Raw genomic sequence first — 12,475 nt, 5'->3', positions numbered from 1 at the left:
CCCTAATCCTCGTCCAGCCAGCTTCGAAGCAATTTAGCAAAGTCTTCCGGTTTTTCTTTAGCCATTTTTTCAAGCTGTTTTCGTCTGACTGTTTCTTCCGTTTCAATTTTCTCTTCGTTGATATCAGGCAATCGAACCGGCTCGGGCGGTGTTTCATATTCATATTCTTCGTATTCATCCTCTTGTGAGCGTTTCTTTCTGATGAGGAGAATAATAAGCAGAATAATGGCCGCAAGCAGTACGCCGCCTGTAATGTATACCCAGATCGGAAGACCTGAAGATTGTGCCGAATCTGTGTTCAGGCTTGTTTTTCCGTCAAACGGCTGAACGGATACAACGATTTTATTGTTGATATCATTGTCTGTCAGGTTTTGATTTTGCGTTTCGTTTTTATCAAGAGACGTTCTGACGACCGTTCCTAAAATCTTCTGTATATCAGCCTGTCTCTGTGCTGATAAGGAAGCGGCATTTTTCGGATTAGGCGGCTCCACCATGACCTGAATGCCTAAATCACGCACTTTATACGGGCTTTCCGCGATTTCTTTATGAATGCGGTTGACTTCATAGTTGATTTTATTGCTGCTTTTTTCGTAGTCCCCGCTGTTTGAACCGCCGTTTGTCTCGGCATAGTTCGCGGTGTCATTGCTTCCCGTTCCGGCCGTGCCGCCGTTGGCCGCGCCGTCGCCTTTATACGTTTCCGCAACTTTTTCGGCGCTTACCGTTATGCCTTCCATGTTATCTTTATCGACAGGTTCGACAGTGTCTTCAGTGCGTTTTTCCTTCGTGAAGTCAACATCCGCCGTCACGGAAACAACGACCTTATCCTGCCCCATCATTGTGCCGAGCAGTGACTGAACATGTTTTTGAATGTCCTTTTCGACCTGCGACTTAATACCTTGCTGAGAAGCATAACTGTCAGAAACGGACCCTGCACCGCTGTCACTTTTGTCATAATATGTAGAATTTTGATCCATTATGACGATATTATCTTCTTTTAAGTTCGGAACACTTTTAGAAACGAGATGGTACAGCCCGTTGATCTGGTTTTGATCAAGCGAGTAGCCCGGTTTCATCTGCAAAACGATTGATGCGGACGCTGCCGGCTGATCTTCACCGACGAACACGGCTTCTTTCGGCATGTTGATCATGACCTTCGAGCTTTTAATACCGTCCATTTCATTTATCAGGTTTGACAATTCGGTCTGAGTCGCCTCAACCTTTAAAACGTCAAACTCATTATCCGTCAGGCCGAAGCCCGCATTTTGTCCGAAAAACGAATAATCAATTGATCCCGTTTTCGGCAGGCCTTCCGCGGCAAGCTGGACTTTAAGCGAATCCACTTGGCTCTCAGGAACCTTAATGACCGTGCCGCCGTCAGCAAGTTCAGAAGACACCTTTTTCGTATCGAGCTCTTCTTTAATCTTCCCCGCTTCTTCCGCGGACAAATCTTTATAAAGAGGCACCATCTTTTCAGACGAAGTAAAAATAATAACGACGATGAGTAAAATAATGAATGCGGCCAAGCCGCTTACCATGAGTATCTTCTGTGTTTTTGATCTGTTGTTCCAAAACGCTGCCGTTTTGGTTTTCATTTGCATTAGAGTACGATTCATGTTAACCCCCGGTCATTCCAGTCATTCTCTTCAATCTGACCACTACATCTGCATTCTCATGATTTCCTGATAGGCTTCCACGGCTTTATTGCGGAATTCGGTAGCGGCCGTCAGAGAAATATTTGCTTTTTGGGCAGCGATCATGACCTCGTCAAGGTTTACATCCTTTCCTGCAGCCAGTTCGTTCGTTATTTGGTCAGATTTCACTTGTGACTCATTTAACGAATCAATAGAGTTTTTTAAAAGCTCCGAAAAGCTTGTTTGGTTTGAAGAATCAGTTTTTTGAGTTTGGTTTAATTGATTCGTTACGTTTTGAGTATTTTGGGTTTGTTGAAGCTGAAAAGGAGTAATAGCGTTAACCACTTACATCACCTTACTTTCCGATTTCTAACGCCTTCAAAAGCATGCCTTTGGAGGCGTTTAATGCAGTTACGTTTGCTTCATATGATCTCGAGCTGCTGACAAGATCCACCATTTCCTTTAATGGATCTACATTTGGTTTTTGTACATATCCGTCTTTATTCGCATCAGGATTCTCCGGATCATAAACGAGATTAAAAGCGGACGGGTCTTCCGTAACACCAGATACCTTTACGCCATTTCCCGCGCTTCCTGTTCCGTTCATCTTGGAATGTAAAAGGGACGAAAATGATTCGCCTCCGGATTGGAGAGATACCAGCTTTCTTCTGTAAGGCACCCATTCGCCATTTACCTGCTTCGCTCTCGTTGTATCCATATTGGCCAGGTTGGACGATACGACGTCCATCCGGACACGCTGTGCAGTTAAAGCGGAACCCGAAATATTTAAGCTTTGAAAGCCACTCATTATTTTCCTCCTGTCAAGACGGTTTTCAGAGAATTGAATTTGCCGCTCATTCTTTCAACCAAAGCCTGATAATTAATTTGGTTTTCGGCTAAATCTGTCATTTCTTTGTCGATATCGACATTGTTTCCGTTTTGCTGGTACGATGTATCACTGCTGGACACGATAGAATAATCGTCCCCCGAACCCGTAAAGTCAACGTGCCGATAGTCGGTTTTTACAGCCTCAAGATTGGATGTTTCCTGATCTAACAAATTTCGGAAAGAGACTTTTTTTGCCTTATAGTTCGGTGTATCTATATTGGCGATATTATTAGTTAAGACTTTTTGCTTAATGTCCGCTCTCCCCAAGGCATTCTCAAGATTTTGTATAGTTCCAGAAAATAAGTCCAAATCCACTTACCTCCATTTCAGATATTTTTCTCCTAAAAATCCTTGTCGAGAATTGTAAAACCATATGCTTATTGTAAGAAATAACAGGCTTAAAGTCTATGAAGTTAGGCTAAAAAAAAGTGCTCAATTATATCTATTTTGCATGTAGGTATTAAGTCCTAGAATATTTGTACTACAAGGATTTGTTTAATATAAGACTGAAAATAGCAGAATTTCTGTTTCTTCCTCCTTTTTTCACACAGCAAGATGGATTATCTCAGATCAGATTCCAATAAGCAACTTTAAACTGCAACTTTTCACCTATTGTCCATAAAAAAAGCAGAACCCCCATTTTCAGGGATCCTGCTTTTGTCTTAATGAGATTTAAGGTTTTCCAATTCAATAAGGAATTTGTTGTTCAGAACTTTAATGTACGTCCCCTTCATTCCCAGTGATCTGGATTCAATGACACCTGCGCTTTCCAGCTTTCTCAGCGCATTAACGATTACTGAACGCGTAATGCCGACACGGTCGGCAATCTTACTTGCCACAAGCAAGCCTTCGTTTCCGTCAAGCTCTTCAAAGATATGCTCAATCGCTTCAAGTTCACTGTAAGACAGAGAACTGATCGCCATTTGAACAACCGCTTTGCTTCGCGCCTCTTCTTCGATTTCTTCCGCTTTTTCTCTTAAAATCTCCATTCCTACAACGGTTGCTCCGTATTCAGCAAGAATGAGATCATCATCTTCAAATTGATCCTGCAGACGGGACAGAATGAGCGTGCCCAGTCTCTCTCCTCCGCCGATGATCGGCACGATCGTTGTTAAGCCCGCTTGGAACAGGTCTCTGTTTTCCACAGGAAACGCCGTGTATTCGCTGTTGATATCAAGGTTTGAAGACGTCTCCGGAACATTGAACAGATTTCTCGTGTACTCTTCCGGGAACTGGCGGTCTTCAAGCATTTTTTTCATGCGGTCATTTTCAATCTGCTGATTAATAGAGTAGCCCAAAAGCTTTCCTCTGCGGCTGACGACGAAAATATTAGAATCAATGACGTCACGAAGTGTTTCAGCCATTTCTTTAAAGTTTACGGGTTTGCCTGCCGCAGCCTGCAGCATGCTGTTAATAATTCGTGTTTTTTGTAGTAAAGCCATGATAAATAATCCTCCTAGAATTCCTCTTATTAAATTTTCACAATATAAATTGACTTAGATCTTTGTTGTTTGCAATCGTTCCGAGCTTTTCTTCAACGTATTGCGGCGTGATAGCGACTTTTTCCATCGTCACGTCCGGCGCTTCAAACGACAGGTCTTCCAAGAGACGTTCCAATATCGTGTGAAGCCTTCTCGCTCCGATGTTGTCCGTATCCTGATTCACATGATAAGCCACTTCGGCGATCTTACGAATAGCTTCGTCAGAAAATTCAAGAGATATACCTTCTGTCTGCAATAAAGCCTGATATTGTTTTAACAGCGCGTTATCGGGTTCGACGAGAATCTTCACAAAATCATCTACCGTCAGCTTGCTCAATTCTACACGAATCGGAAAGCGGCCCTGCAGCTCCGGAATCAGATCAGACGGTTTGGCCATATGGAATGCCCCGGCTGCGATAAACAGCACGTGATCTGTTTTGACGGAGCCGTATTTCGTGACGACGGTAGATCCTTCGACAATCGGAAGGATATCTCTTTGAACGCCTTCTCTCGATACATCTGCTGAGGAAGAAGCCCCTCCGTTTTTTGCGATTTTATCTATTTCGTCAATAAAGATAATGCCGCCCTCTTCAGCTCTTAACACGGCCTCTTGGCCGACTTCATCCATATCGATTAATTTGCCTGCCTCTTCATTGGTCAGAACCTTCCTTGCTTCTCTGACCGTCATTTTGCGGCGTTTTTTCTTTTTTGGCACCAGATTGCTCAGCGCATCCTGCATATTCATGCCCATCTGCTCCATCCCGGAGCCTTGCAGCATGTCAAACATCGACGGCTGCTGCTCTTCCACCTCTACGGAGACGTAATGGTCTTCGAGCTCTCCCAATGCGAGCTGATGCGCCATGCGCTTTCTTTTCTCTTCAAGGCTTGCTTCTTCCTGCTGGTCGGCTTCATCATCATTTGCCGCCTGGTTTCCTCCGAAAAGCATTTCAAACGGATTTTTCACACCCGCTTGTTTTTTCTTTCCCGGAACGAGAAGCCGCACTATACGTTTGTTTGCATTTTCTTCAGCCTGCTCTTTCACTTCGCTGATTTTTTCTTCTTTAATGAGCCGCACGGATGTCTCAACGAGGTCTCTGACCATTGATTCGACATCTCTGCCTACATAGCCGACTTCTGTAAATTTTGTCGCTTCAATTTTTATAAATGGCGCACCGGTAAGCTTGGCGATCCTTCTGGCGATCTCTGTTTTCCCCACCCCGGTCGGGCCCATCATCAGGATGTTTTTGGGAACGATCTCGTCTCTCAGTTTTTCATCAAGAAGACTTCTGCGATAGCGGTTTCTTAATGCCACGGCGACAGCTTTTTTCGCATCCTGCTGTCCTACAATGTATTGATCCAACCGATCTACGATTTGTCTCGGTGTTAACGGTTTGTTTTCCATGCGCCTCAAGTCCTTTCTATTCAAGTTCTTCCAAAATGATCTGATCGTTTGTGTACACACAAATCTCGCCCGCGATTTTCAAAGCGGCTTTTGCAATATCTTTGGCGGACAGATTCTCTCCGGCATAGGTTTTCAGCGCTCTTCCTGCTGACAGGGCGTAGTTTCCGCCGGAGCCGATTGCCAAAATGCCGTCATCCGGCTCAATCACTTCACCTGTTCCCGATACGAGAAGCAAGGTATCCTGGTTCATGACAATCAGCATGGCTTCCAGCTTGCGCAGCACTTTATCGCTGCGCCATTCTTTCGCAAGCTCAACCGACGCACGTTTTAAATTGCCGTTGTATTCTTCAAGCTTCGCCTCAAACATTTCAAAAAGTGTGAAAGCGTCTGCAACAGATCCCGCAAATCCGGCCAGAACCTTTCCGTTAAACAGCTTTCTCACTTTTCTTGCAGTATGTTTCATGACTACAGCCTGACCGAATGTGACCTGGCCGTCTCCTGACATAGCGCTTTTCCCGTTATGCCGGACGGCAAAAATCGTTGTCGCATGAAAAGATGACATGAGAAGGGCCTCCTTTTAATTTTCTTTAAAAGCTCTCGGGTGGTGGGACATATATGTGTTTCTCAGCATTTCCTTCGATACATGCGTGTAAATCTGCGTAGAAGACAGATTGGAATGGCCCAAAAGCTCCTGGACGCTTCTTAAATCAGCCCCTTCATTCAGCAGATGAGTCGCAAACGTGTGCCGAAGCATATGCGGGTGTATATGTAAAGTGCCGGATGCTTTTTTTACAAGCCCGCTTAAAATATACCGGATTCCTCTGGCGGTCAGCGGGCCGCCTCTTTGATTGACAAACAGCACATCATGAGGCTCTTTTGCTTTTTCAAGCAGGCACTGCCTTCCGCTGTTGATATACAGCTCCAGCGCATCACGGGCATATGAGCCGAACGGGATATAGCGCTGCTTCTTGCCTTTCCCGTGAACGAGCACCGTATCCATGAACAGGTCAAGATCGCTGACAGTGAGCGTACAGCACTCACTGACCCTCATTCCGGTCGCATAAAGAAGCTCAAGCAGGGCCTGATCGCGCATCCCTGACGGCTGACTTCTGTCTGAAACAGCGAATAGTTCCTCAAGTTCTTTTTCATAAAGAAACTTCGGAATCCGTTTCTCTTGTTTCGGCAGATGAACAAGCTGAAACGGATTCTCTTCAACAAGCTTTTCCCTCATTAAAAATTTATAGAAGCTTCTCAAAGCTGAAATTTTCTTGCTGATTGTTTTTCTTGACAGGCCTTTTTCATAAGCCTCTGTCAAAAATATTCTCACATCATGATATGCAGCTTCTTTCATTCCATTTATATTTTGAGCATGCAGAAACATCCCAAATTCTTCAATCGAATTAACATAATTCACAATAGTATATTGTGAATAATTTTTTTCAATTTGTAAATATTCAACGAATAACTTTAAAAAAAAGTTAACATTCTCAGTCATTATGAAGACCTCCCTCTCCGAAGGGCTTTTAAATGGTATCATATAATGCATCGAAGTTGCAATGAAAAGCTATATCGTTTTCGAAATAGTTTGAATAGTCTCAATTGCGCGTTTAGCGTATTCTTCATTTCGTTCTTTTTTGTTTTTAATTCTTACAGGCAATTCTTTTAAGAGGCCGAAGTTTGCATTCATCGGCTGGAAGTTCTTCTGATTTGTCGTCGTAATGTAGTGAGCCATGCTTCCTATCGCCGTCTCCTGCGGGAATGTCACAAGATCCTGACCGAGCACAAGTTTGGCGGCATTGATTCCCGCTACAAGACCTGAAGCGGCAGATTCAACATAACCCTCTACGCCGGTCATTTGGCCCGCGAAAAACAGATCGTTCCGCTTTTTAAATTGATATGTCGGATTCAAAAGGCTCGGCGAGTTGATAAATGTGTTTCTGTGCATGACGCCGTATCTGACGATATCAACATTTTCAAGACCGGGGATCAGTTTAAGCACTTCTTTTTGGTCTCCCCATTTTAAATGTGTCTGAAAACCTACAATATTATAAAGCGTTCCCGCCGCATCATCCTGTCTGAGCTGAACGACTGCATAAGGGCGCTTGCCTGTTTTCGGATCTTCCAGTCCGACCGGTTTCATCGGTCCGAACAGCATTGTTTTCTTGCCTCTTTTCGCCATGACTTCAATCGGCATGCAGCCTTCAAAGAAGATTTCTTTCTCGAATTCTTTTAAAGGTACCGTCTCAGCCGTCGTCAATGCTTCATAGAAACGGTCGAACTCTTCCTCTGTCATCGGGCAGTTTAAGTACGCCGCTTCTCCCTTGTCATAACGGGATTTTAAGTACACTTTCTCCATATCGAGGCTGTCTTTTTCGACAATCGGCGCCGCCGCGTCATAAAAATACAGATACTCTTCTCCCGTGAGCTCTTTCAGCTGCTGTGAAAGCGATTCTGACGTAAGCGGTCCGGTCGCGATAACAGTCGGACCTTCCGGAATCTCTGTTACTTCCTCAGTAAGAACCGTTACGTTCGGATGGTTTTTCACGAGATCCGTCACGCTTTGCGCAAATTCATGACGGTCAACGGCAAGCGCTCCCCCGGCCGGAACCGAGCATTTATCAGCAGATTGAATGATTGCCGAGTCAAGGGCCCGCATTTCTTCTTTTAATACGCCTACCGCATTGGCGAGTGTATTTGAACGGAGGGAGTTGCTGCATACCAGTTCGGCGAATTTATCAGTATGATGGGCTGCCGTCTGCCTGACGGGCCGCATTTCATATAGTTTCACTTGAATTCCTCGTTTTGCAAGCTGCCATGCCGCTTCACTTCCGGCAAGGCCTGCTCCGATTACATTAACTGTTTGCTGGTTCATTTCTTTTCATCTCCTGTTGTTTGTCCCTTCCACACAAAGAAGGTGAGCAAGGCTCTGCTCACCGCTACTTCTGTGGTTCTTCCTTATAATCGCATTCGACGCATTGGACTTGTATGCCTTTTTTAAGCTTTTTCTCTACGAGCATATTTTCACATTTCGGGCATTTTCGTTCAATCGGTTTGTCCCAAGATACGAAGTCGCATTCAGGATAACGGTCACAGCCGTAAAAGATGCGTTTCTTTTTTGATTTTCGTTCGACAATGTTTCCTTCATGGCACTTAGGGCATTTTACGCCGATTTGTTTGACAATCGGTTTTGTATTCCGGCAGTCAGGGAAATTGGAGCACGCCATAAATTTGCCGTATCGGCCCATTTTATAAACCATCCGGGAGCCGCATAACTCACAATCTTCATCGGCGTATTCAGGTTCAATTTCCACTTCTTTCATTTCGGCTTCCGCTTTTTTCACGCGTTTTTCGAAATCAGTATAGAAGCTGTCAATGATTTGAACCCATTCTGTCTGGCCATCTTCAACATGGTCAAGGTCTCTTTCCATTTTAGCCGTGAATTCAACGTTAATGATTTCCGGGAAAAACTCCATGATAAGATCCAGCACGATCTGCCCAAGCTCAGTCGGCACAAACCGTTTATTGTCTAATCCCACGTAACCGCGGCGCTGGATGGTGTCAAGAGTCGGCGCATATGTCGAAGGACGGCCGATCCCCAGTTCTTCAAGCGTTTTAACCAGGCGCGCCTCTGTATAACGCGGAGGCGGCTGAGTAAAGTGCTGCTCAGGCTCAATATCTTTCGATAAAACCGTGTCTCCCTCTTTAAGGTCCGGAAGCATGCGGTCTTTTTCTTCCAGCTGATCGTCTTTACCCTCTACATAGACTTTCATGAAGCCGGCGAATTTGACTTTACTTCCGTTTGCCCGGAATGTCAATCCGTTATTGCTGAGATCGACGCTCATCGTATCAAGGACTGCAGGCGCCATCTGGCTTGCAACAAAGCGCTCCCAAATCAGCTTGTATAATCTGAGCTGGTCTCTTCCAAGCACCGCTTTTAAGTCGGCAGGTTTTCTGAGCACCGAAGTCGGGCGGATCGCTTCGTGGGCATCTTGTGCGTTTTCATTTTTCTTTGCCGGTTTCCGTTTTCCCGCTAAGTACTCTTTTCCGTACGCCTGATCAATAAAAGCTGACGCTTCTTCAACGGCTGTATTGGAAATCCGCGTTGAGTCCGTTCTCATATACGTGATGAGCCCGACTGTCCCTTCTTTGCCGAGATCAATTCCTTCATATAATTGCTGCGCGATCATCATCGTTTTCTTCGCTCTGAAATTCAGCTTTCTTGCAGCCTCCTGCTGCAGAGTGGACGTTGTAAACGGCAGAGCGGGATTTCGTTTGCGCTCTTTTTTCGTAACCTTGTCAACTGTATACTTATTGCCTTTCAGCTGAGCAAGGATGGCTTTTACGTCTTCTTCGCTTTTTAAAGGAAGCTTTTTGCCGTTTTTTCCGAAAAATCCGGCTTCAAACGTCTCTTTTCCTTTTAAAAATGAGCCGGTAATCGTCCAGTACTCTTCAGGTTTAAAATCGTTGATTTCCTTTTCCCGGTCGATGATCAGCCGGAGCGCAACGGATTGCACACGGCCCGCACTGAGGCCTTTTTTTACTTTTTTCCAAAGAATCGGGCTGATTTTGTATCCGACGAGTCTGTCTAGTATGCGGCGCGCCTGCTGCGCATCGACAAGATCCATATTAATCATGCGCGGATGTTTAAATGATTCTTTAATGGCGTCTTTCGTTATTTCATTAAAGACGACCCGGCAGTCCGAGCTGAGATCCAGATCAAGACTGTGTGCGAGATGCCATGCAATCGCTTCCCCTTCTCTGTCGGGGTCGGCCGCGAGATAAACTTTTTTTGCTTTCTTTGCCGCTGTTTTTAATTCTTTTAAAACAGGGCCTTTTCCGCGGATCGTAATATATTTCGGTTCAAAGTTCTGTTCGATGTCAACTCCCATTTGACTTTTCGGAAGATCCCGGACATGTCCCATTGAAGCTTTGACTTTATATTTCTTCCCTAAATAACGTTCAATCGTTTTCGCCTTTGCCGGCGATTCCACGATGACTAGATAATCAGACATTTTCATCCCCCTCAAGAGGTGTTCTCTCTCTTTTCAAGTATCAATTCATTTTAGAGCTGCCTTTTTATGGCTTTCAACATTTCATTCTTTATGATGAACGTCATTTTATACATGAAAATAATGTGCAACTTTAAATCCTCACTATTATTAAATATTACAATACCGTTTGTCAAACGATATTTCAAAAGGGTTCCGTATACTGAACGCATCGGGCGGTCAGCTCTCCGTCAATATCCTCTGCGCATAATACAGCTTTCGCCCCTTCTTGAATGAGTTTTATAGGTCCTCCGGAATATGGATTAAATATGGAACCCGGAACGGCAAATACCTCTCTGCCTTGATCGAGAGCCTGGTAAGCTGTGATTAATGAACCGCTTTTTTCTTTTCCCTGCACGACCACAATTCCTTCACTTAGTCCGCTGATTATGCGGTTTCTCATCGGAAAGTGCCATTTTTTCGGCTTTGTTTCAGGAGGATGTTCTGAGAGTAGGAGATGGTGTTCAGCCATGTATTCTGCTAACAGGAGATTTTCCCGGGGATAGATGTGATGGAATCCGCCGGCTATCACGCCGATCGTAAGCCCTTTTGCCCTGATGCTCGCCTTATGAGACAATCCGTCTATACCGGATGCAAGCCCGCTTACAATGACCCAGCCTTTTTTTGAGAGTTCGGCGGAAAGATGCCCAACCGCTTTTATTCCGTCTTCCGTCGGTTTCCGCGTTCCTACAATCCCGATTTTTCTGCCTTTTTCAAGAAGCAGCGTGTTCCCTTTTGCATACAAGACAGCCGGCGGATCATAAATCGCTTTAAGCCATGTTGGATAGCGGCTTGATGAAATCGGAATGACAGTAATGCCTTCGCGGCGGTAATCGGACAGAACTTCATCAAGTTCCGGATCCTTGCGCTCTATTTCCCGAAAAATTGCTTCCGGGGCTGTTTTCCCTTCTGATAAAACAGTTAATGGATGCGGATTCGGTAAAAAAGACAGAGAGTGATCAGCTTTCCACCATTTTAATAGAAGAGACGGGGAAATGATTTGATTAATACTGCAGACCATTAAACAGCGCGATGCTTGATCCAAATCTGGAAACCTCCTCTTTTTTTCAGCAAAAACAGGAACAGCCGTTACGGCTGCCCCTGCTTCGATCAGTGAGTTTTGCACGTTTCAAACAAGCCTTTTTCTTTTAACACCTTAATCAGCGTTTCACCCATTACAGAAGGGGTTTCCGCGACTTCAATTCCGCAGGCGTTCATCGTTTTGACTTTTTCTTCTGCCGTGCCTTTTCCTCCGGAGATGATGGCGCCCGCATGGCCCATGCGTTTTCCCGGAGGCGCGGTTTTACCGCCGATAAAGCCGACAACAGGCTTCGTCATGTTCGCTTTCACCCACTCAGCCGCTTCTTCTTCAGCTGTGCCGCCGATTTCTCCGATCATGATGACTGCATGTGTTTCAGGATCTTCGTTGAACGCTTTTAACACGTCAATAAAGTTCGTGCCGTTGACCGGATCGCCGCCGATCCCTACAGCGGTAGATTGGCCTACGCCGGCTTCTGAAAGCTGATGGACGGCCTCGTATGTCAATGTTCCTGAACGGGACACAACGCCTACATGGCCCTTTTTATGAATGTATCCCGGCATAATGCCGATCTTGCATTCTTCAGGTGTAATAACACCAGGGCAGTTCGGCCCTATTAATCTCGTTTTCTTGCCTTCCATAAAGCGCTTCACTTTCACCATGTCCAAAACCGGAATGTGCTCAGTGATACAAATGACAAGATCAATTTCCGCGTCAACCGCTTCCATAATTGCGTCCGCCGCAAACGGAGCCGGCACGTAAATAACTGACGCATCTGCGCCCGTTGTATGAACCGCTTCTGCGACCGTATTGAATACCGGTACGCCTTCCGCTTCCGTTCCGCCTTTTCCAGGTGTTACACCGCCAACGATATTCGTGCCGTATTCCAGCATCTGCTTTGTATGAAATAAAGCGGTAGAACCTGTAATCCCCTGTACAATAACTCTTGTATCTTTATTGATAAAAACACTCATTATCTGGTCCCC

General features: G+C 45.1%; 12 protein-coding genes. All 12 read right to left on the bottom strand.

Annotated elements, in window-relative coordinates:
• Positions 1 to 2: 2 nt before the first annotated feature.
• Entirely contained in the window at positions 3 to 1,613 is a 1,611-nt protein-coding gene (gene fliF, locus NYE28_RS08455) for a flagellar basal-body MS-ring/collar protein FliF (RefSeq protein ID WP_076424137.1), read from the bottom strand.
• A gap of 42 nt (positions 1,614 to 1,655) precedes the next feature.
• Complete coding sequence (gene fliE / locus NYE28_RS08450; RefSeq protein WP_007409777.1) at positions 1,656 to 1,976, bottom strand: flagellar hook-basal body complex protein FliE; 321 nt, start codon at positions 1,974 to 1,976, stop codon at positions 1,656 to 1,658.
• 10 nt (positions 1,977 to 1,986) lie between these two features.
• Positions 1,987 to 2,439: a flagellar basal body rod protein FlgC gene (flgC, locus tag NYE28_RS08445; protein ID WP_015239851.1), complete on the bottom strand. Its 453-nt coding sequence runs from the start codon at positions 2,437 to 2,439 to the stop codon at positions 1,987 to 1,989.
• Positions 2,439 to 2,828, bottom strand: coding sequence for a flagellar basal body rod protein FlgB (gene flgB, locus NYE28_RS08440; protein WP_003154260.1), 390 nt, complete (start codon positions 2,826 to 2,828; stop codon positions 2,439 to 2,441). Before flgB ends, flgC begins: the two co-directional genes overlap by 1 nt.
• A 353-nt stretch (positions 2,829 to 3,181) precedes the next feature.
• Positions 3,182 to 3,961 carry a GTP-sensing pleiotropic transcriptional regulator CodY gene (gene codY / locus NYE28_RS08435; protein WP_003154263.1) on the bottom strand — a complete coding sequence of 260 codons (780 nt, stop codon included), beginning with the start codon at positions 3,959 to 3,961 and terminating at the stop codon, positions 3,182 to 3,184.
• A gap of 37 nt (positions 3,962 to 3,998) precedes the next feature.
• Positions 3,999 to 5,411 (bottom strand): HslU--HslV peptidase ATPase subunit, encoded by a 1,413-nt coding sequence (hslU, locus tag NYE28_RS08430; RefSeq protein ID WP_256052823.1) that lies wholly within the window; start codon positions 5,409 to 5,411, stop codon positions 3,999 to 4,001.
• Positions 5,412 to 5,418: 7 nt separating this feature from the next.
• Positions 5,419 to 5,964: an ATP-dependent protease subunit HslV gene (gene hslV / locus NYE28_RS08425; RefSeq protein ID WP_014417767.1), complete on the bottom strand. Its 546-nt coding sequence runs from the start codon at positions 5,962 to 5,964 to the stop codon at positions 5,419 to 5,421.
• Between the two features lie 15 nt (positions 5,965 to 5,979).
• Entirely contained in the window at positions 5,980 to 6,897 is a 918-nt protein-coding gene (gene xerC / locus NYE28_RS08420; protein ID WP_032871470.1) for a tyrosine recombinase XerC, read from the bottom strand.
• A 69-nt stretch (positions 6,898 to 6,966) separates the two neighbouring features.
• The gene (trmFO, locus tag NYE28_RS08415) at positions 6,967 to 8,274 is read right to left on the bottom strand and encodes an FADH(2)-oxidizing methylenetetrahydrofolate--tRNA-(uracil(54)-C(5))-methyltransferase TrmFO (protein WP_094031705.1); all 1,308 of its coding nucleotides are present in this window, start codon (positions 8,272 to 8,274) and stop codon (positions 6,967 to 6,969) included.
• 64 nt (positions 8,275 to 8,338) lie between these two features.
• Positions 8,339 to 10,414, bottom strand: a complete 2,076-nt coding sequence (gene topA / locus NYE28_RS08410) for a type I DNA topoisomerase (protein WP_007409771.1) — start codon at positions 10,412 to 10,414, stop codon at positions 8,339 to 8,341.
• A 181-nt stretch (positions 10,415 to 10,595) separates the two neighbouring features.
• On the bottom strand, positions 10,596 to 11,495 hold the full coding sequence (dprA, locus tag NYE28_RS08405; protein ID WP_094031704.1) for a DNA-processing protein DprA: 900 nt from the start codon (positions 11,493 to 11,495) through the stop codon (positions 10,596 to 10,598).
• 65 nt (positions 11,496 to 11,560) lie between these two features.
• On the bottom strand, positions 11,561 to 12,463 hold the full coding sequence (gene sucD / locus NYE28_RS08400; RefSeq protein ID WP_003154281.1) for a succinate--CoA ligase subunit alpha: 903 nt from the start codon (positions 12,461 to 12,463) through the stop codon (positions 11,561 to 11,563).
• Between the last annotated feature and the right edge of the window lie 12 nt (positions 12,464 to 12,475).

Origin of the sequence: Bacillus sp. FSL R5-0443, assembly GCF_038608285.1 — a bacterium.
Classification (GTDB): domain Bacteria; phylum Bacillota; class Bacilli; order Bacillales; family Bacillaceae; genus Bacillus; species Bacillus velezensis.
The sequence above is the reverse complement of the archived record's forward strand: the minus strand, read 5'-3'. Positions and strand labels throughout refer to the sequence as shown.